Origin of the sequence: Maribacter spongiicola, from assembly GCF_004364165.1 — a bacterium.
GTDB lineage: Bacteria > Bacteroidota > Bacteroidia > Flavobacteriales > Flavobacteriaceae > Maribacter > Maribacter spongiicola.
In genome coordinates, this window is the sequence record NZ_SOAY01000010.1 from 542253 (window position 1) to 562707 (window position 20455).

Below are 20455 nucleotides of genomic sequence, written 5' to 3' on the forward strand. Positions count from 1 at the left end.
AAGAGCTATTTTAAAAGTTTATAGGTTTCAGTTGCTGCACCGTAACTGGTTAATATAAGTTCATCATTTATCAATACTGCATGGGTGTTACTTCCTTTTATTGAAAGTCCAGATTTTGGTTGCGATACATATTTAAAAGTACCGTTGCCGTCACCTAAAAGTACTGTGCCGTAGTTGGCATCAAACTTCCCTATTCTCAGTTTATAAAAATCATTGTTGCCTAAAAGTAGCAAATCTATATTACCGTCATTGTTGAAATCTGAACTTATAATTTCTGAAATAGGAGCGTATTGCGCTTGAACAGGTAATGGTATGTTTTGGTATTTGCCATTTGAGTTGCTCATTAAAACGGTAGTTTCTTGATGGGTAATTACCAATTTACTGGCCTTCTGCATTTCAGTTTCAGTAAAAATATCTGACAATGTTGCATCGGCATATTTTTCATAACTATTAAACTGTTGTCGTTTACCTGAAAGTTGACCTAACAATTCATCTCTTGTGATATAGGGGTAACTAGTGCCATCCATATAAAAATTCAAAATAGGATCTACAGAGCCATTATTGTCAAAATCTGAATAATACAATTCAGCTGGAGTATCGTTGCTCAATTTAAATTGAGTATTGCCACCTATATTACCTGCAATTATATCTGGTTTACCATCTTTATTAAGGTCAGTTACATGTAGGCTGGTCCATAATCCAGATAATGTTTCCTCAAAAAACTGATTTGTTTCATTCATTAATTTACCATTTTTATTGAGGTAAATAGAAATAGGCATCCAATCACCAACAACTATTAAATCTTCTTTTTTATCACCGTCCATATCCGCCCAAACAGCATCGCCGGTTATCCCTAAGTTTTTAAATTCTGGTTGAATATCATCGGTCTTGTCCGTGAAATTGCCTTTACCATCATTTATCAAAATATAGCTGCTAGATGATTCAGGAAAACGACCTGGAGTTATAGATCCGCCAACGAATATATCTAAAAAGGTATCGTCGTTTACATCTGAAAAAGCAACTGATCCTGTGCTTGTTTGTATACTTGGTAGTGCAGATTCAGATTTTACAAAACTTCCTTTCCCATCACCTAAATACAATCGGTCTTGTAATAAAGGGTCATTTTGGGTAAAGTTATGATAGCCACCACTGGCAACGTATATGTCTAAGTTGCCATCATTGTTTACATCAAAAAGTGCGATGTCTGAATCAAAATGTGCTTTGTCTACATCAAAGTTTAAATTGACTTTTTGAGTAAATTTCTTATTGTTGGTCTGTATAAATATGGATGTTACTTGCCCAATGCCACCACCAATGACAATATCTTCTAATCCGTCATTATTAATATCTCCCTTCGCCATTGGCGGACCATCATGAGATACTTGTTTTAATAAAAGTGATTGCCTTTTAAAGTCATTTACTGATGATGATCGGTGCTGGTAATTAATAACACTTGCAATCTTTGAAAATAAGACCTCTGATTCATCTTTTGTTAAAACTGTTTTTTTTGCATTACTTTCTTCAAGTACCAATAATTGATTTGTAGAAACTTGTGAAAGGGTTTCTTTTTTACCCGAATTCCAATTGATTACTAGGGAATCTATTGTAGTGTTATCAGCCAATCCAAAATGTAAAATGGGCGAAACAGTTGATAGATAACCTTGAGTGGGCATTTGTTCAATTACTTGAGTTTCTCCATTACTGAAAATACTTACTTTAGAACCAATACCATTTGTATTTTTATCGCTTCCTTTAAGTTCTACACTCAAATAGTTATTGGTTTCATTTGGCGAATCGTTTCTGTAAATAAAAGCCGGTTTATTGATGTTATTTACCACTAGATCCAAATCACCATCATTATCTAAATCGGTATATATAGCGCCGTTACTATTCGCGGGTTGATCCATGCCAGCACCTTTAGTATTGTCTATAAAATTTACGCCGTCTTTATTGCTGTAAAAGAAATTGTTTAGGTTAGATGCTGGCATTTCTTTAATTAATTCTAAAACATCTTGTCGTTGTAACCTGCCTTTAGATTTTACGTAACTATCCATGTAGTTGATGAAATCTAAATTGGTGTAGTCTCTGAAATATCCGTTAGAAATAAATAAATCTTTAAATCCGTCATTATCGAAATCTGCAAATAGTGGAGCCCAGCTCCAGTCTGTATTTGAGATACCTGATAACTGACCTATTTCACTAAAGGTGTCATCACCATTGTTCAATTGTAGCATGTTACGCATGTATTGATGATGAAATCCGCTTCTTATATTTAAATCAAATTTTTCATAATTATCGGGAGATAAAAGTAACTTTTGGCGTTTGTTATCTTTTGGTAACATGTCTAATGTGAAAATATCTTGTAGCCCGTCATTATTAATATCCGCCACATTATTTCCCATTGAGAAGTGACTTGTGTGTCCCATTTGGCTGCCCAGTTGGTCTGTAAATGTTCCGTTTTGATTATTGATGTACAAGTAATCTGGCACGGTGTAGTCATTAGAAATGTAGAAATCTTGCCATCCGTCGTTATTGATATCACTTATGGCAATACCTAATCCGTAGGTTAGGGCAGAACCACTTATACCTGCTTTTTCGGTGATGTCGTAAAATTTATTATCTCTTTGTTCAAATAGACGAGTACCTTGAAACGGGTCGTCTTTTTTTAAAAATTCTTTTGTGCTTACTTCATTTAATACTGGTAATGATTTCGGATTATGGTTTAATAACAGCATGTCTAAATCTCCATCTTTATCATAATCAAAAAAATAGCCTTGGTTACTGAATGCGGCACTTGCCAAACCATATGCTTCAGCTTGTTCTTTAAAAATGGGAATGTTATTAGCGTCGTTACCTTGATTAATAAAAAGTTGATTTTTACGCTTAGCATCTGGCAATGCGCCTGAATAACATAGGTATAGGTCTAATTTACCGTCGCCGTTTACGTCTGCTGACGTAATACCTGTTTTCCAAGGTCCTGGTCTACCGGTGACTTTTGAAATTACGGTTACATCTTTAAAAGTAAAATCGCCTTCATTTAAATAGAACTTATTTTCCCCCATATTAGAGGTGAAATATAAATCTTGTAATCCGTCATTATTAAAGTCTCCCGTAGCTACGCCACCACCATTATATAAGTACTCATATACCAATACATTAGCATTTAGTCCTTCTTTTAAAGTGTTCTGAAAAGTAACGTTAGTTTCATTTTCAGATAAAAGAGTAAAAAGAGATGGTTTTTCTGGCTTGCTAATAGTAGCCGTTACTTCATCTTTTTTAGGCTTTTCTGTACAACTTTGAAGAAGTGTTGTACCTATAATAAGAAAATAGAGAGTTAGATTTTTTGTCATTTGCTTAAAAGTAAAAGATCTATCCCAAAAAAGGATAGATCTTTAATTTAACTCAATTTAAACTAAACTAATAACCCGGATTCTGAATCAATAGGTTATTTCTGTTGATTTCATCTCTACTAATAGGCATGAAATACATTTTGTCATCCCAGGTTCTGGTTTCATTATCATTATTATCAACAACGGTATACGTGTAATCATATACTGATGTGTCATATTGATAAGGAGTTCTTGGTGTAGCACCTGCTTTAAGTGCCGCAGTTACTTTCATTACTTTAATACCTCTACCCAATGTTTGATCTGCAATCATCCATCTTCTAGCATCGTGAAATCTATGTTCTTCATAAGCTAATTCAACTCTTCGTTCATTGATATAGGCTTCTAAAAGATCAGATCCAGATGCAGTAATTGCAGGCATACCGGCTCTAAAACGAATTTTGTTTAACCAGTTTCTAGCTTCACCTTCATCACCCAAAGCAATTGAGGCTTCTACATAATTCAATATTACTTCAGTATAACGAATAAATGGCCATGGCACAACCTGTGCACTTGATTGATTATCAACTAATGACGGGTCTGAATCAATGAATTTACGAACATAATATCCTGTTCTACTTCCATTCCAGTTTTCGATAGGTGAATCACGCATGTCAACACCTGCAATAATTCCGCCACTACCATCTGCATAGGTACCAGTTTGAATTTCATCATAAGGATCAATAGCAGCCACATCATCTGGTCTTGGTTTCCATGGAGCACCATCGTAAAGAACGGTTGCAGCTAGTCTAGGGTCTCTATTCTCATAAGGTGCTGCAGCATGCTCAGGGTTGCTCCAATCGAAATCGGTACCATCCATCATTTGGTAATCATCTACTAATTGTTGAATTGGTGTATTACCTGCCCAGTTGTGGTAACCATTTGGACCATTATTGATTCCTTGGTGAATACCACCCAGCGGCCAGTTGCTTTCAGCGGTAAATAAAGGTGAATGTGTTCTTTCGAATAAAAGTTCAGATCTTGCAGCAGCATCGCCAACAGCACTACCACCTCCCATAGCAATAGAGATATAAGTTTCTTTTGCGTCTTCAGCACTTGCTGGTGCAGTTAAGTCTAGTTTGTAACCGGTTGTTGCATCTAATACAGCCTTGGCAGCAGTTTTAGCTGCATTCCATCTTGCATCTCTGTCCCCAGAAGTATATGCAACCAATTCTAAATTTGAATATCCACCCAATGTTGCCGATTTTGCGCTTGCTGTAGGTCCGTCGCGTAAATCACTTGCTGCATAGGTAAGTACTCTAGATTTTAATCCCATAGCACTTAACATCGAAGCTCTACCCGGTGTTACATCTTTACCGTCTAACAATGAAATTGCTTTGTCTAAATCATCAGTAACGAAAGTTACGTTGTCAGCGTAAGTACCTCTTGCTATAGTGTAGTCGTCATCTAGACCATAAGGAGTGTCTATCAATGGTGCACTACCATAATAACGCATTAATTGATGATAATAATAAGCTCTTAAAAAATGAGATTCACCTAGTAATCTATCTTTTAAAGTTTGATCATCAAACCCTGCGTTTGGTAACTCTTGTATGGCGATATTCGCTTTTCGAATAGCCAAGTACAACTCGTTCCATTGTGGAATGATATTTACATTCCCCGTACCTGACGGAGAAAGTGAACCTTCTGTAATAACATTTACACCTCTACCAGAGTGCGTAAACATTGCTTCGTCTGTTAATGAAGATAAACCCTCTTCCTCAAATCCTCCATAGCCTAAAGATGCATATACATTAAATACAAAAGCTTCTGATAAAGCCCCATCTGCCCAAGTGGCATCTGCGGAAATTGCATCTAACGGTGAAGTTTCTAAAAAATCTTCATTACACGAAATAGGTACTAACGCCAGCGTTAGTAAGCCTAAAAGTACTAATTTTCTTTTTTTCATGATTTTTTTTTAAAATGTTAAACTAAAACCTGTGTTAATAATTGACTGTTGTGGGTAGAACTGACCACTATTACTAGTCGATTCAGGATCGTAGATATCTTGAGCTGCCCATGTAGCCAAGTTAAGGCCGCTCATGTATACCTTAAAATTAGAAAGTCCGAACTGACTTATCATTTCTGACGGGAAATTATATGCTAGTTGAACGTTCTTAAGTCTTAAATAATCTTTACTGAAAAGGTTGTAGGTATTATTACCATAATCACCACCTGTATAATACGTATCTCCACGACTCGCTAGTCTTGGGTGAACGCTACTTGGGTTGTCTGGGCTCCATCTGTTATCGAAACTGTATTTTAAGAAGTTCCCAATATCTCCAGATTCTGTTTGAATAAATAATTTAGCACCTGTTGCACCTTGTAATAAAACTGAAAGGTCAAAGTTCTTGTAAGAAGCATTGAATGTAACTCCAAAGTTAAAATTAGGATTGATACTATTTTTAATTCTTACTTGATCTAGATCATTAATAGCACCATCACCATTAATATCTTTAAACTTCATGTCACCTGGCTCTAATAGTGGCTTAACAGCGCTGTAGTCTAAAGTATTTGCACTAACTGCCGCTTCGTCAATGAACACCCCATCTGATTCATACACTAGGTACGATCCAATCGGTTTTCCTTCTTGTAGTTGATAGTCTGGAGCCCCAGGAATTTCATCTAAGAATTCAACACTGTTTTGTGCGTAACCACCGTTAACACCAACATCCCATTTGAAACCATCAACATTGCCACCAAAATAATTTAAAGCAAATTCAAATCCTTCGTTATTAACTTTACCCGCGTTTACAGGTGGTAGTAGTGCGGAGATACCAGAAGAACCCGGTGTAGAACCTGTTTTTTGAATTAGAATTTGATCACGCTTGTTTAAAAAGTATTCTAATGTGAAGCTCAGTTTACCATCAAGCACTATACCATCTAAACCAATGTTATAGTTTTTTGCGCGCTCCCAAGTAAAGCTAGGATTGGCCAATAGGTTTTCGAATAATGTAGTTTGTACTTGACCATTTATAGGGTATTGTCCAAACTCATAAATAGATTGATATGCATATTCCTGTAATTCATCGTCAGTAATTTCTCCATCACCATTTGTGTCAAAGGAAACTTGGTCATTACCCATTTCTCCGTATGATGCTCTAAGTTTTAAGTAGCTTATAGAATCTACATTGAACCAATCTTCATTATTTATATTCCAACCAAGTAATAAACCTGGGAAGAATCCAAAACGATCATTACCCGGGAAAATATAAGAACCATCATACCTCCAAATAAACTCAGCTAAGTATTTTTCTTTAAAGTTATATTGAGCACGACCATAGTAACCTAAACGTGTTCTATTGTAACCGAAACCATCAGTTTCTTGTGCAATTTCGCCACCAACACCAAGTTGATCAACCGCTGTAGAGAGATAGTTTCTTCTAAATGCCGAGAAAAATTCTCCTTGAAAATTTTCACGTGTTATACCTGCTAAAAGACCAATATTATGATCTTCACCAATGGTTTTATCATAAGTTAGTATACCAGTAAGGTTGGTATTTAGTACATTGTTAGATGATTGTAATAATCTCGCATCGGTAAAATTTGAACGTATAGACCCACTTAGTTCAGGTACTCCTGTAGCGATATAATTCGCACGATCTAATGAATAAAGTGTCCATGGTGTTTGCCATAATTTTCTACGTAACTGGCTTTGATCTACACCTGCGGTTAAGTTTAGTTTAAGGCCTTCAACCCAGGGGTTTGTAATATCAACTGATCCAGTAAATTGTAAGAAATCTGTCGGTTGCTTGTCATAACCGGTAGCATTGGTAGTAACAACAACTGGTTGTTGTCCATTTTCAATATCTGGTCCTGGTAATCCGTTTGGCCAGATTGCTGGTTCGTTTGGTCTACCTCTCATTAACATTCTAAAAATAGCACCTGCCCCTTCAGTAGGGAAAGTTCTATCTTCTTTTCTATAGGCCATACTCAACTTTGTTGAAATATAGTCGTTGATTTTAGCTTCGGTATTCAATCTAAAATTATATTGCTGATACCTATTCGCTGAATTCTTGTAGATAGCACCTTGATCAGAATATCCTAAAGAGGCATAATATTTCAAATCTTCATTACCACCACTTATAGATAAATTGTGTCTTTGTTGTTCTGCCCAATCTTTAAATGTTGCACCGAACCAATCTGTGTCTGGGTATAACCATGGATCTGCACTAGTTCTATGATTATTAACTGTTTCTGGGCTAAAGGCTGCATTTACAGTTTCTGCAGGACTACTGCCGGGGATGGTATAGCTACCAGACGTTTGAAAGGCAGTACTTGCATTACCCCATTGCGATGCTGGTATATTACTATTGTAAATTGCCAGTTCGTTCATTATAGTTTGGTACTCTACCGCACTAGCCATTTCAGGAGTTCTTGTTGGTCTTGTAAGTCCGAAATCAGCTTTATAGTTTATTTGCATTTTGCCAACTTTACCAGATTTAGTGGTTACTATAATTGCACCGTTTGCAGCTCTTGCTCCATAAATGGCAGCAGAAGCATCTTTTAAAACAGAGATATTGGCAATGTCATCTGCGTTGATACGACCTATACCACCATCTCTATCTGGTATACCATCAATTACGATTAATGGTTGGTTGTTTCCTAAAGTGTTTGTACCACGAATACTAATAGTAGATTCGTCATTACCAGGCTCACCACTGGTTTGTACGATTACTACCCCAGGTAGTCTACCTGCAAGTGAGTTAGATACACTAATAGCGGGTGAACTTTCAAGAACAGGGCCTTGTACCGCTGTTACAGCACCGGTTACGGTTGCTTTTTTCTGGGTACCATAACCAACGACAACTACTTCGTCAAGGTTGGCAACGTCTTCTTCTAAAGAAACATTGATAGTGCCCTGGTTGTTTACAGGTACCACAGCGGTTTTGAAACCTATGTAGCTAAATCGTAAACTGGTACTGCCATCCTCTACGGTAATCGTAAAGTTACCGTCAAAATCTGCTTGTACCCCTGTTGTTGGGTTGTTGGCATCTATGACAGATACCCCCGGTAACGGCATGTTATCTGAAGCCGATGTAACGGTACCAGAAATGGTTGTCTGTGCGTGGAGACTCATGAAGAGAAAGCCACTAAAAAATAAAATCATCGTTAAGCTTGCATGATTTCGAATCATGGAAAACTTAGGAAAGTTTTTTTGATAATTCATAAAGTTAGTTGTTACAGTTGTTAGTTATTGTTGTTGACATTAGCATCATAATCTCATGGAAGCATTTTGAGAAAAAGACTATGATACACTATGCTACCATAAACAAATATATAAATTAATGTTAATTTAATAAATTTTGCTGGTATATTTTTTGAATATGATATTTGAATTATGAAATATTATGAATTTATCAGTATTAACTTTTTATTAAGATTCGGTATTTACAGGGGTTTTGCCAAGTTTTGAACTGAATTTTAAGATTTAATATTTTTTTTGAAAATTTAATCGATTTTATTTTTGAGCCCATTTGTTATAGGATTATGAAAAATATTGGCCTAATAATCGGTTAAGGAAAACACTAATATTCAACGCTAGTAAAATGGAAGAAACTTTTATATAGTTTATTAAATTGTATATTGTCGCTTTCAAATTCGATCTATGATTTATGGCGGTTATTAGAAAAATTTTAAGCCTAACCCACAATAATAACCTTACAAAACATGAACAATTAGTTCAGGGGGTAATTGAGTCTATTGAAGATGGTAAATTATCTGTAGGTGATCAATTACCCTCCATAAACATTATGGTTGAAGAAATTGGTTATGCCCGTAAAACTATTTTTAAAGCGTACGAAGAACTTAAGAATAGAGGCTTGATCGAGTCGCGACAATTAAAGGGTTATTTTGTAATTAGTCAAGCTACGAATATTACAAAAAGAATGGCCTTAATCTTATTCGCCTTTCAAAGTTATCAAGAAGAATTTTATAAAACATTTCGTAAAGAGATGGGTAGGAGATTTCAAATCGACGTATTTTTTCACCATAATAATCTTACTGTATTCGAAACAATTCTTACCAATATCAACGGTAAATATGGTATGTATGTAATTGCTTCTATGCAGCATCAAAAAGTTATTCCCTTATTAGAACAAATCGAGCCTAAAAAACTACTGCTGGTCGATAGATATTTAGATTTGGGTAAGTCGATTTCTTATATTTCTCAAGAGTTTGAAAATGTAATTTATAATTCTTTGGTGCAGTTGCTTCCTCAAATAAAAAAGTACAAAAAAATCATCTTATATTTTAACGAAGAAACTGATTATTCTCCGATTTCCATTAAAAAGGCCTTTGAAAAATTCTTGAAAGATTATTCGATAAATGGTATGGTCAAGAATCATTATTCAATTGGTTCTGCTACTAAAGGCTATCTATATTTTGCACTAGGAGATACTATTTTATGGCACATATTGCGAGATTCTGTACGAAAAAAGCTAAAAATTGGAGAGGATATTGGTATTTTGTCTCAAAATGATAATGTATCCAAAGAAATTGTGTTTGGCGGAATAACGACCATTTCTACAGATTTTAATGAAATGGCAAAAATGGCGGCTAAGCATTTAAAAAACGATAGTATAACTCAGATAATTATGCCTTCTAGATTAATAAAAAGATCTTCTTTATAAATCTTTTCACCATCAACTATTATTCTATTTTCTTGACTGTAATTTTTTTTAAAATCGTTAGCCTTAGATGTGGTTCTTCAATGCAGAAAAGAGGAGAATCAATCTTAATTGTTCTATTTTTGAATAAAATTGCGAACAATGCACACTATTAATGAATATCGAGAAGAGTTTATTGCGTATTTGGACTCAAAAAAAATTACAAAGGAACCTAGAAACCTTTATGAGCCTATTACTTATATTCTTGGTTTAGGTGGAAAGCGCTTGAGACCGGTTTTAGTGTTAATGACCGCTGAAATTTTTAAAGGCGATTTTAAAAATGCTTTAGATGCTGCCCTGGCAATTGAAGTATTTCATAATTTTTCTTTAGTGCATGATGATATTATGGATGATGCTCCTGTTCGTAGGGGTGAAACTACCGTTCATGAAAAATGGGATATAAACACTGGTATTCTATCTGGTGATGCGATGTTAATTTTGGCATATCAGCTTTTTGAAAATTATGAACCCAATGTATTTAGAGATCTTGCCAAGTTATTTAGTAAAACAGCATTAGAAGTTTGCGAGGGTCAACAGTATGATGTCGATTTTGAAACAAGAGATGATGTCATGTTACCTGAATATTTAAAAATGATTGAGTACAAAACTGCTGTTCTCGTTGCAGCTGCTCTTAAAATGGGAGCTATTGTTGCCGGTGCTTCGGATACTGCACAAGAGAAAATGTATAGTTTTGGATTAAATCTTGGTATTGCGTTTCAATTGCAGGATGATTATTTAGATGTATTTGGTGATCCAGAAACCTTTGGTAAGCAAGTTGGTGGAGATATCATTGAGAATAAGAAAACGTACTTATATTTAAAAGCATTGAATTCTGGTTCTGAAATGATGACAAAAGAACTTGAACATCTATATTCTATTCAGCCAAAAGAATCAGAAGCTAAAATAAGTGCGGTACGTTCTATATTTGAAAAGACAGAAGCAGATAAGGCAACTAAGGTAGCAATAGCCGACTATACGGCAAGGGCATTCGACGTTCTTGAAGAAATGGAAATAGAGCCTGAAAATAAAGAGTTATTAAAGCAATTTGGTGAAAACCTGATGAATAGAACGGTTTAAAATAGCCTTCTAAATAGCGCTTTTATAAATGGGGTTTTCGGACAAGAATTTATGTAAATAAAATCTTCTTTTAAGCTAGTTTTTTCATCTAGAAATTTAAATACCATTTGTGGTTTCATAGCTTTAAAAATAGATTCGAAAATTGCGTGTCCGTTACCATTATTATGATGCAAAACATCTAAAAAGAGCATATCATAAAACCAGAATTTATTTTTTAATTTCATTTTTTGAAGTGGCTCGCCTTGCTTTATGTGTTCAATTAATTTCGGAATCTTATTTGCAGTACTCATTAAGGTGTAGCCTGTACTGGGTTTTGCCCATCCGCCTGCGGTACCTATATATCGTATTCTTTTGGTGTGGTGTTCTCTAAAGTCATAAGCGGTCATGGGTATACTACCCGCTTCCTTTTCAATAATTTCGTACGTATCGCATTGAAAACGGTCTACTATATATTCTTTTATCGCCGCTTCATATTCGCCTTTTGGCAGTAATTGTTCTGAAAATAATGTGTATTCAATCAACGCCGTGTTATTTGAATAGGGCAGTACATACATAAAACGGGTATTTCCTTTTTGAGGGATGGAAAAATCCATATAAGTAACTTCATGGGTATTGAAAATTGGCTTTTCAGTTTTAATTACCCAGCCTACAAAATGCTGCTGCAGCACTGGATATTTTTTTTGATCGGTCGCCATTTTATAGTCAAAAAGACTATTAAAAAGGTATTTGCCAGTATAGATGTTATTTGTAGTGTTTACAATAACCTCGGTGGCGGACTCCCTTAAGTCTACCAATGCTTCTTGAACGAAAGTGATATTTGATGATTCTTTGATTCGACCTAAATAATGATTGTAAAAATCAATACTGCGTATCATTTTATAAGAATACGGGGCAATGGCTGTTCTCTTGATAATATCGTCTCCTTGAAAATGAATTGTCGCCCATTTTTTATGTACAATATTTTCGAATTGACCTTTGCCTTCTTCCCAAAAACACCATGTTCTATCATTGCTATTTTTAGCGTCTTTGTCTAGAAGTAATATCTTTTTATGATCAAAAAACGAATCATTGAGCATAGCATCAGCCAATAATAAACCTGATGCACCTGCGCCTATAATGATATAATCGAATTCGTTCATGAATTTTTAAAACATTGCTCGATAATCGAGATTTAAATGCTCCGAGGCTTGCCTCGAAATATTATTGTTGTTGACTTACAAATGCCTCGTGGGTTACCCCGAGGTTGTTTACACAGGGTGTTACATACTGAGAATATCAAAAATACGAAATAGTAGTTGTTTTTTTGTTCTTAATTCAACGTGTAACGTAATCCTAGAAATGAACGTATGCCTTGGTTAGGTCCGTATACATAAGTTGGATCAAAAGTCAATGCATTTGGGTTGTTTGGTGTCGCAACTGCATTACCATTGGTATCAAAAATTACTTCTTTGTCAAATGGGTCATTTGCACGTGCTATGATAAACGGATTTCCCCTATTTGGGGTCCAATCTAATAAGTTTTTAACTCCGCCATAGAACTCGAAATTCTTCAATCCATCGTAGGTAAATTGAATGTTTTGAATACTCCACGCTGGTGAAAAATCGCTTCTAGGATCACTTTCGCCTAAAGTTGGTAAACGCATTGGTCCGTATAAATTTCCGGTGTAATCAACCGATAAATTCCAAGTACGAATATCATAGCTAATACTCCAGTTTGCTGAATAACTTTCTGTAAGAATTTGCCTTTTTTTTACCCCACCTTCCGTATTACTGACATCTTGTATGGTACCACCTACCATAAATTTTAATCCGTTGTAGAAAGCCACGTCTACATTGGCACTAACCCCTTTTGAAATGGATGTTCCTTTTAAATTATCATATATGATCAGATTAGGGTTTGTGTCGTAATCTGGAATGATCACATTTTGAAAATTAGTATAAAACAAAGAGGCATCAATGCTTACAAAAGTGCCATTGTCACCATAGATTTTCTTTAAGTAATTCAAGTTGACATTAAACGAACGCTCTGGCTTTAATTCTTCGGCAATGATCACATCTCGCGAGCCTGTTAATGCAGCATGATCCTCGGTAAAAAGATTAACTACTCTAAAACCTGTACCGGCATTTAAACGAATAATGTCATTATCAGTGAATTTAAAACGATATGCCCCTCGTGGAGTAAAAATGTTACCGTGGCGGTCATCATAATCGTAACGACCACCTAAAAGTAAAGAGTGCTTTTTATTAAATGCTATTTCATCTTGCAGAAATAAACTCGGTATTACAACTTCGTCTGCTTGGTTATCAGTGCCATCGGTATTTAAGGTCGCTGGTGTGTTGTCATCATAATAATTGTAACGCAATGCCGTACCTGCTAAAAGGCTATGTTTACCTATGGTTTTATCCCAAGTTAGTTGTGTAAAACCTATTCTTTGATCTGCTAGGTATGGTACATCGCCATAAACAGAATTTTGTTTGTGGTCGTTATATGAAAAAGAAAGCATTAGTTGCTCTTCTACCGGTAATTGATATTTACCTAGAACTTCCCATCTGCGGGTATAAATACTTTCGCCGTAAATTTCATCCCCTCCTCTAAAATCAGGTGTCCACTGCATTTCGCCACCCCATCGATCTTCGTAAAAAAAGCGTCCGGCTAACGAAAGAATACGTGAGTTATTTCTAGTAAAATTCCATTTTTGAAAAACCGAAATACGGTCTTGTAATGTTAGGTCTGTAAAATTATCCCCGTTATTATCAATTGGGTTGTCATACTTAAAATAGTTGGCTCCTAAGAGCACATTAGTCTTTTTGCCAATATTAAATTTTGTACCTACATCAAGGTTAAGTTCTCCCCATGAGGTAACAAAACTATCAGCGAAAAAATCTGGTGCAGACAAATTATTTTTCGTGATGATGTTTATGAGCCCACCTACGGCTTCACTTCCGTAAAGGGTAGAAGCAGGGCCTTTAACTACTTCAATTTGTTCAATAAGTGAGTTGGGTATACCAGATAATCCATAAACGGTACCTAGACCACTAACAATTGGCATGCCGTCAATGAGTACTAAAGTATACGGCCCTTCTAGTCCATTAATATGAATATCACCCGTATTACAAACGTTACAGTTTATTTGTGGTCTAACACCGTTTACATTTTGCAAAGCTTCAAAAATACTAGCCGTTGGGTTTTTCTTGAAGAAAGTTGGTTTATAGACTTCTACAGGCACCGGACTCTCTAATCTACTTACAGGCTTTAAGGTTCCGGTAACGACCATTTCATCTAAAGATTCGGTAGAAGGCGATAGGCTAATATTAACGATTTCATCTTCGCCATCGGCAATTGTAATTGTTTTGTAATGTTTTTCGAAACCAATGGTAGAAGCTATTAACGTGTATTTTCCTGCGGGAATATTTTTTAAAGTGTACTGTCCATTTTCATCAGAAGCAGTACCAATTTCGGTTCCCTTTAAATAAATATTTACATAGGCTTCTGTACCATCATTTGATGAAACCGTGCCAGATATCTTAGAATTCTGCGCGCTTATTATCCCGAAAGATAAAACAGAGCAAGCAAAAAATATTATTTTAAGCATCTAAAATTAATTTTAGACAAAGCTAAAAAATTGTTTTTACGTATAAAAATGTATTTTTGTGTTTATATTGTTTTAATATGACATTATCTGAAGAAGATTACATAAAAGCTATTTATCATTTAAGCGAGTTTAATAGTACCTCTGTTGCCACCAATGCAATAGCCGAGCAGATGCAAACGAAGCCATCATCAGTTACCGATATGGTTAAAAAGCTATCTGAGAAGTCTTTGGTAAATTATAAAAAGTACCAAGGTGTGTCACTTTCTGAAAAAGGACGGCTGGTGGCATTATCCATCATCAGAAAACATCGTTTATGGGAAGTTTTTTTAGTTGATAAATTAAATTTTTCTTGGGATGAGGTTCATGTTGTGGCCGAACAATTAGAGCATATAAAGAGTGATACTTTAATAGATAAATTAGATGCCCATTTAGGATACCCAAAAGTAGATCCACACGGGGATCCGATTCCTAATAAAGACGGAGTGTTTACCAAATCAATTAAAAAATTGATTAGTGAATTACCTGTAGGCAGTCAAGGTGTTTGTGTTGGAGTAAATGACTCATCTGCAGCTTTTTTAAAGTTTTTAGATAAAAATAAAATCGCCCTGGGCGATACTTTTAAAATATTGGAAATTGAGGAGTTCGATGGTTCCGTTACCATTTCTACACGGTCGGGATCTATCAGAATATCTAAACAGATTGCAACAAATTTATATTTAGATATAGTAGATGAAGAGTAGTTTTTAACTGATTAATTTTTGAATTGATGGATGAAATTATAGCGTATTTTGAATCAATAGACCCAGTATTGGCTGCGTTTTATGCGACATTATTTACTTGGGGACTAACAGCTGCCGGTGCCGCGTTGGTTTTTCTATTTAAAACATTGAACCGTGCTGTCTTAGATGGTATGTTAGGTTTTACTGGTGGGGTAATGGTAGCCGCAAGTTTTTGGAGCCTTTTGGCGCCTGGTATAGAAATGAGCCCAGGTGAAGGATTTGTAAAGGTAATACCCGCAGCTATTGGGTTTTTCTTAGGTGCAATGTTCATTTTTGGATTGGATAAAGTGCTACCTCATTTACACATAAATTTTAAGGAAAGTGAAGTAGAAGGCGTAAAGACCCCGTGGCATAGAACTACGTTGTTGACTTTGGCAATTACATTACATAACATACCTGAAGGTTTGGCAGTAGGTGTTCTTTTTGGTGGTGTAGCTGCAGGTTTTGAAGGTGCCTCAATTGGTGGTGCGGTAGCTTTGGCACTTGGTATAGGTCTTCAAAACTTTCCCGAAGGGTTTGCGGTAGCTATGCCATTACGTAGGCATGGGTTAAGTAGAACAAAAAGTTTTATGTTTGGTCAGGCATCCGCACTTGTTGAGCCTATCGCTGCGGTATTAGGTGCTTGGGCGGTAATGACCTTTCAGCCTATTTTACCTTATGCTCTTTCTTTTGCCGCTGGTGCTATGATATTTGTTGTCGTAGAGGAAGTTATACCAGAAACACAGCAAGATAAATACACCGATATTGCCACCATGGGCTTCATTGGAGGCTTCATTATTATGATGACTTTAGATGTTGGTTTAGGGTAAGCTTATAGTTTATTCTAGTGCTAATAATTTATGGTCCAATATTTTTAATGAACCGGTAATTTAATATCGATTTTAACGTTAAAGGCATTAGTATAGTTAACTTCATACTTTAAAATTTTATGCATTCTTCTAAGAAAAGTTGGGTCTGGACAGTTATGTTGGTGATTACGGTTATATGCTGTGCATTTGTTTTGATTCTGCATACTAGAAATTGGGTAGGTAATGACGGTAATAATCTTAATCTTCGTTCAGGTTTTTATAATGTAGAAATTCCTTTAAGCGAAATTGATAGTGTTGTTTTTGTCGAAAGAATTCCGCCAATGGAGCGTTTGCATGGGTTCTCTGCTTTAGAAAAAGAGAAGGGTGTATTTAGGGAGTTTAAAGATTCGTTGACAGATAAAAAGGTTCGGGTTTTTATAGATAACATCAATCAGAATAAAGTGAAATTGGTTTATAAAGATTCAACTTATGTGTATTTTAACCTGAAAGACTCCGTTGAAACTGTTCAGTTATTTCAGCAGCTCAATGCTAAAATGAGTGTTTTAAGTGAGCCTAATTAGATCGCTGAAGGATTATAAGGATAGAGTTTAGTAGTGAAGTAATCATTTGGCATAACTATTGAAACAATTCTAGATTTTAGAACTATTTGTAAAGATGAAAAAAAATTTATTATTGCTATTTTTTTTAAGCTTCATAGCCACAGGAGTTTTTGCACAACATAATGTTAGTGTAAGTATTGATGGAGTTACCTCTGAAAAAGGAAATATCTGTTTTGCTGTTTATAATGATGAAGATTCTTTTTTAAAATTCGATAAAGTTTTCAAATCTGGTTCTGAGAAAGCAGTTAAAGGAAAAACAGCTTTTAATATCTCAGATTTACCTGATGGTGATTACGCAATCGCCATTTTTCATGATGCAAATGGCAATGAGAACTTAGATACTAATATGCTTGGAATTCCAAAAGAACAAATTGCTTTTTCGAAAGGAAAAATGAAAATGTTCGGTCCGCCAAAATATAAGGAATGTGTGTTTACTGTAAATTCTAATATGGAGATGAATATTAGTTTGCAGTAGAACTTTCAAGTGTTGTCAAATATTTCTTTCCAACTAACTAAGTTGCTTAATTTTTTATTGATTTGAATCTAAAGAAATCAGGAAATTTAAACTAGAATTTATATTTATCCTCCAATAGTCCAACTATTTGTTGACGAGCTGTAAGTATTAGATTCCCCAAGACCTAATCCATACCAAACAATATAAGTAGAGTCATTTTCCAATTGATAAAAAGCAGGACCTTCCATAGCTTCTTTCAGACCAATTTCTGATATTTTCTTTGGAAATCTTCCATTTTCCTTTTTAAATCTTTCGACCTTTTGAATTAATATATTGGCATATTCTTCCTTCTCGTCTTTAAAAGTACAGCTGTACATAATCAGAAATAAAACTATAACTAATATTTTAAAATATGTTTTCATTTTTAATTAGAGAATATTATAATTTAATAGTTTGTAATTTTAACTACCCCATTAGAACCTTGGGTGCCGTAACCCGCAGCATCTGCGCCAGATAGAATAACTATTTTCTTTACATTATAACTATCTATCAGTTCATTGACGGAATGAAACGAATTACCGATTACTTGATTATTTAAAACGTATAATGGTTCCTGATTTCCGCCAGAATCGAACGAGTTCGTCGTTTTGTTTAAAATAGGAACATTGTTTTGTAGCACGATACCCGGTTTTTGTCTTATACGTTGTAATAGCGAAATATTGGCTCTATTCTTTTCTCTTAATTCAGTATCTAATGATGATTTGTCTTTGGTTGTACTTTTCGTAGGGCCACAACTACACAATAGAATTACTGCTGTTAAGCAAAGAGAGAGATAGGTTTTCATTTTTCTTGGATAATGGTTTCTGTAATTTATGAATTAAAAGGAGATGACAGTATCTTTGAATTAAAAAGATATGGTTTTAGTTGCGCAATTGGTAGGAGCTCTGTTGGGTTTGTTAGCTGTAATATTTGGTGCTTTTGGTGCACATTTACTTAAGAAAACATTTACAGCGGATCAATTGAATAGTTTTGAAACGGGAGTAAAATATCAAATGTACCATGCACTTTTGATACTGATGCTGAGCTTTAACCTTAATCTAGAAACGGGTCTAGAGAAAGCTATTATCTATTGTTTAATTATTGGAACAATCCTATTTTCTTTTAGTATCTACGGATTATGTATATCTGCATCCAAAGGGAAAAAAATAAAAATCCTAGGTCCAATAACCCCTCTTGGCGGACTCTTTTTAGTAGTAGGCTGGGGGTTATTATTCTATAGTTTTATTAAGAACTTAATTTAATTTATTCGGAAGAGGTAGCGGTAAATTCTTTAATCGCTTTATTCGGTTCCATAATAGCATACCCTTCCCAGAATGTTGGATCATATTTAGGCATGTAGATGGGTAGTATGGTATTATTTTCTGTAAATCCATCAAAAGTAGCCTGACTAATATTTTCTGATTCAAAAACGATTATTTCATTTTTTACAACATTTATAAATACAAAATCCATATCTCCAGATAATTCGTTCTGCTTATTTCTACCTTTTACAATTCTATTTTTTTCAAATATCTTTAAAGGTCTTTTTATGCCAAAACGTTCGCCTATCTCAGATTCATAATAGTGTAAACTGTAATGCCCATTAGCACTTTTATTATAAATTATTTTTCCTTTAGATAAGTATTTATTGGTCGAGATTCCTAATAAACTAAACTTACTAACGGGTTTTACATTGCTGTAATCTATTTGTATTACAGCGAAATCGTCTGCATTGATATATAGTGTACCTTCAAAATCGGCTGATCCATCTGGTTTAAAAGAGATTACATACACAGCGTCATCGCCTAAATATGTGAATTCATTAAGCGTATAATTGTATTTTCTAGATTTGAGTATAAAATTAAGATCGCTACCATCTTGAGTAGGTAATCCATTTAATATGGAACCTAAATTGTTTCTTTTCCAAGATGCAAAGTTTTTTTGCCGTTCCTCTTTATCTTTTTTCTTTTTCTCGAGTTCTGCATTTAATGCAGCTACATCTGTTGAGTCTACGTCTTCTTTAAAAAGTTCATTGACTTCTTCAGCATCTATTTTAAAGGATAATAATCCGGATTTAATTTTAAAATATGATCCAGGCTTTACATTTTCTTTTAAGATGGAGTTAAATTTTTCTTCCATCTTTTCTTGATTAAGAGTGGTGTTTTTATCGTACAATTTAGACGCTTTCAACAAATCTAATTTTTGTGATTCTTTATCATAATTACCATATAAATCACCCACTAATTCTTGATAATAAGCATCATTTTTAGGTACAGTGGAAATGATGCTATCAATAAACTGTTGGTTTAAAACATCTATAGAAGATTTTTTAACCTTAAAATTACTTTTGGTCCAACGGTCAAAATATGATGATCTATGAAACAACCGTTTTTTAGTGAGATTATTGGTATAGTTCTTTTCTAAATTATCCTCAACGAAATCCATTATCTCATCGGCCGTATAATTTTTGTTAGATACAATAACCTCTCGTAATTCAATCGATTTAGGCGCTAGTACTATTTTTGTAGTAGTAAATTCAGCAATTGGTTTGGAAAGTGTTTTATAACCAATAGATGAAATAGTTAAGGAGTCAGACTCAGTAATAGTTTCGTTTAAAAAGAAGTTGAACTTACCTTCCTCATTGGTAATAACACCTTTATCTTTTATTTGAATCGTTGCGAATGGTATGGGTTGTTGGCTAACACTATCAATAACAGTTGCACTTAGGCTTTGTGCATTGGCGTTAAATAGGTGGAAAATTAGAAATGTAAAAAAAGCTACAAGAGGTAATTTTTTGTTCATAGGTTCGATTATTCTTACGCAATCTAGACGAACAAATGTAAGTAACGTTACAATTTTAGAAACTGTTAGGAACGTTTTAAATAAATATTAACAATAATCTAAACCCTAATGACAGCCGCAACCATCTTGACCACAGGCTTTTGAAGTCTCCTTTTTGCTAGACCAAATAGATTTTGGAATAAAAAATTTAGTAACTATATAACCAACAGAAATAGCTAAAGTGATGTAAACCAAGATGTGTTGTATCATG

General features: G+C 34.7%; 16 protein-coding genes. 7 read left to right on the top strand and 9 right to left on the bottom strand.

Features of this window, described 5'->3' with window-relative positions; genetic code table 11:
- Window positions 1-5 precede the first annotated feature (5 nt).
- From CLV90_RS02980 to CLV90_RS02990, 3 genes are all read right to left on the bottom strand, one after another.
- Window positions 6-3350, bottom strand: coding sequence for a VCBS repeat-containing protein (locus CLV90_RS02980; protein ID WP_133686028.1), 3345 nt, complete (start codon window positions 3348-3350; stop codon window positions 6-8).
- A 67-nt stretch (window positions 3351-3417) separates the two neighbouring features.
- A complete protein-coding gene (locus CLV90_RS02985) occupies window positions 3418-5295 on the bottom strand; it encodes a RagB/SusD family nutrient uptake outer membrane protein (RefSeq protein ID WP_133686029.1) in 1878 nt (625 codons plus the stop codon).
- Window positions 5296-5304: 9 nt separating this feature from the next.
- A complete protein-coding gene (locus tag CLV90_RS02990) occupies window positions 5305-8466 on the bottom strand; it encodes a SusC/RagA family TonB-linked outer membrane protein (RefSeq protein ID WP_243835252.1) in 3162 nt (1053 codons plus the stop codon).
- A gap of 535 nt (window positions 8467-9001) precedes the next feature.
- Between CLV90_RS02990 and CLV90_RS02995 the strand changes: the two genes are divergently transcribed.
- Together CLV90_RS02995 and CLV90_RS03000 are read left to right on the top strand one after the other, a co-directional pair.
- On the top strand, window positions 9002-10018 hold the full coding sequence (locus CLV90_RS02995) for a GntR family transcriptional regulator (RefSeq protein ID WP_133686030.1): 1017 nt from the start codon (window positions 9002-9004) through the stop codon (window positions 10016-10018).
- 138 nt (window positions 10019-10156) lie between these two features.
- Window positions 10157-11131 carry a polyprenyl synthetase family protein gene (locus tag CLV90_RS03000; RefSeq protein WP_133686031.1) on the top strand — a complete coding sequence of 325 codons (975 nt, stop codon included), beginning with the start codon at window positions 10157-10159 and terminating at the stop codon, window positions 11129-11131.
- On the opposite strand, the gene CLV90_RS03005 is transcribed toward CLV90_RS03000, so the two are convergent.
- Window positions 11128-12270, bottom strand: coding sequence for a lycopene cyclase family protein (locus CLV90_RS03005; RefSeq protein WP_133686032.1), 1143 nt, complete (start codon window positions 12268-12270; stop codon window positions 11128-11130). The two genes, CLV90_RS03000 and CLV90_RS03005, sit on opposite strands and share 4 nt — an antisense overlap.
- Window positions 12271-12440: 170 nt before the next feature.
- A complete protein-coding gene (locus CLV90_RS03010) occupies window positions 12441-14723 on the bottom strand; it encodes a TonB-dependent receptor (RefSeq protein ID WP_133686033.1) in 2283 nt (760 codons plus the stop codon).
- 77 nt (window positions 14724-14800) lie between these two features.
- On the opposite strand from CLV90_RS03010, the gene CLV90_RS03015 reads away from it, so the two are divergent.
- The 4 genes from CLV90_RS03015 to CLV90_RS03030 all read left to right on the top strand — a co-directional run bounded on the left by CLV90_RS03015 (window position 14801) and on the right by CLV90_RS03030 (window position 17385).
- Window positions 14801-15463, top strand: a complete 663-nt coding sequence (locus tag CLV90_RS03015; protein WP_133686034.1) for a metal-dependent transcriptional regulator — start codon at window positions 14801-14803, stop codon at window positions 15461-15463.
- 26 nt (window positions 15464-15489) lie between these two features.
- Window positions 15490-16311 carry a ZIP family metal transporter gene (locus CLV90_RS03020; RefSeq protein WP_133686035.1) on the top strand — a complete coding sequence of 274 codons (822 nt, stop codon included), beginning with the start codon at window positions 15490-15492 and terminating at the stop codon, window positions 16309-16311.
- Window positions 16312-16430: 119 nt separating this feature from the next.
- A complete protein-coding gene (locus tag CLV90_RS03025; RefSeq protein WP_133686036.1) occupies window positions 16431-16871 on the top strand; it encodes a PH domain-containing protein in 441 nt (146 codons plus the stop codon).
- Window positions 16872-16965: 94 nt separating this feature from the next.
- The gene (locus tag CLV90_RS03030) at window positions 16966-17385 is read left to right on the top strand and encodes a DUF2141 domain-containing protein (protein ID WP_133686037.1); all 420 of its coding nucleotides are present in this window, start codon (window positions 16966-16968) and stop codon (window positions 17383-17385) included.
- Between the two features lie 104 nt (window positions 17386-17489).
- Here CLV90_RS03030 and CLV90_RS03035 read toward each other — a convergent pair whose 3' ends face one another.
- Complete coding sequence (locus CLV90_RS03035; protein ID WP_133686038.1) at window positions 17490-17741, bottom strand: hypothetical protein; 252 nt, start codon at window positions 17739-17741, stop codon at window positions 17490-17492.
- A gap of 68 nt (window positions 17742-17809) precedes the next feature.
- Window positions 17810-18208, bottom strand: a complete 399-nt coding sequence (locus CLV90_RS03040) for a TonB-dependent receptor plug domain-containing protein (RefSeq protein WP_133686039.1) — start codon at window positions 18206-18208, stop codon at window positions 17810-17812.
- A 70-nt stretch (window positions 18209-18278) separates the two neighbouring features.
- Here CLV90_RS03040 and CLV90_RS03045 point away from each other — a divergent pair, with 70 nt between their 5' ends.
- Complete coding sequence (locus CLV90_RS03045) at window positions 18279-18665, top strand: DUF423 domain-containing protein (RefSeq protein WP_133686040.1); 387 nt, start codon at window positions 18279-18281, stop codon at window positions 18663-18665.
- A 1-nt stretch (window position 18666) separates the two neighbouring features.
- Here the strand turns inward: CLV90_RS03045 and CLV90_RS03050 are convergent, their stop codons facing one another.
- Together CLV90_RS03050 and CLV90_RS19185 are read right to left on the bottom strand one after the other, a co-directional pair.
- Window positions 18667-20205, bottom strand: coding sequence for a carboxypeptidase-like regulatory domain-containing protein (locus tag CLV90_RS03050; protein ID WP_133686041.1), 1539 nt, complete (start codon window positions 20203-20205; stop codon window positions 18667-18669).
- 105 nt (window positions 20206-20310) lie between these two features.
- Entirely contained in the window at window positions 20311-20454 is a 144-nt protein-coding gene (locus CLV90_RS19185) for a hypothetical protein (protein WP_166638526.1), read from the bottom strand.
- Between the last annotated feature and the right edge of the window lies 1 nt (window position 20455).

What these genes read in the sequence shown, in the direction of transcription:
- CLV90_RS19185 (WP_166638526.1), bottom strand. Translation starts at nt 20,454, where the DNA reads ATGATACAACACATCTTGGTTTACATCACTTTAGCTATTTCTGTTGGT.
- CLV90_RS03030 (WP_133686037.1), top strand. Translation starts at nt 16,966, where the DNA reads ATGAAAAAAAATTTATTATTGCTATTTTTTTTAAGCTTCATAGCCACA.
- CLV90_RS03040 (WP_133686039.1), bottom strand. Translation starts at nt 18,208, where the DNA reads ATGAAAACCTATCTCTCTCTTTGCTTAACAGCAGTAATTCTATTGTGT.
- CLV90_RS03035 (WP_133686038.1), bottom strand. Translation starts at nt 17,741, where the DNA reads ATGTACAGCTGTACTTTTAAAGACGAGAAGGAAGAATATGCCAATATA.
- CLV90_RS02985 (WP_133686029.1), bottom strand. Translation starts at nt 5,295, where the DNA reads ATGAAAAAAAGAAAATTAGTACTTTTAGGCTTACTAACGCTGGCGTTA.
- CLV90_RS03020 (WP_133686035.1), top strand. Translation starts at nt 15,490, where the DNA reads ATGGATGAAATTATAGCGTATTTTGAATCAATAGACCCAGTATTGGCT.
- CLV90_RS03050 (WP_133686041.1), bottom strand. Translation starts at nt 20,205, where the DNA reads ATGAACAAAAAATTACCTCTTGTAGCTTTTTTTACATTTCTAATTTTC.
- CLV90_RS02995 (WP_133686030.1), top strand. Translation starts at nt 9,002, where the DNA reads ATGGCGGTTATTAGAAAAATTTTAAGCCTAACCCACAATAATAACCTT.
- CLV90_RS03010 (WP_133686033.1), bottom strand. Translation starts at nt 14,723, where the DNA reads ATGCTTAAAATAATATTTTTTGCTTGCTCTGTTTTATCTTTCGGGATA.
- CLV90_RS02980 (WP_133686028.1), bottom strand. Translation starts at nt 3,350, where the DNA reads ATGACAAAAAATCTAACTCTCTATTTTCTTATTATAGGTACAACACTT.
- CLV90_RS03005 (WP_133686032.1), bottom strand. Translation starts at nt 12,270, where the DNA reads ATGAACGAATTCGATTATATCATTATAGGCGCAGGTGCATCAGGTTTA.
- CLV90_RS03000 (WP_133686031.1), top strand. Translation starts at nt 10,157, where the DNA reads ATGCACACTATTAATGAATATCGAGAAGAGTTTATTGCGTATTTGGAC.
- CLV90_RS03045 (WP_133686040.1), top strand. Translation starts at nt 18,279, where the DNA reads ATGGTTTTAGTTGCGCAATTGGTAGGAGCTCTGTTGGGTTTGTTAGCT.
- CLV90_RS02990 (WP_243835252.1), bottom strand. Translation starts at nt 8,466, where the DNA reads ATGAGTCTCCACGCACAGACAACCATTTCTGGTACCGTTACATCGGCT.
- CLV90_RS03015 (WP_133686034.1), top strand. Translation starts at nt 14,801, where the DNA reads ATGACATTATCTGAAGAAGATTACATAAAAGCTATTTATCATTTAAGC.
- CLV90_RS03025 (WP_133686036.1), top strand. Translation starts at nt 16,431, where the DNA reads ATGCATTCTTCTAAGAAAAGTTGGGTCTGGACAGTTATGTTGGTGATT.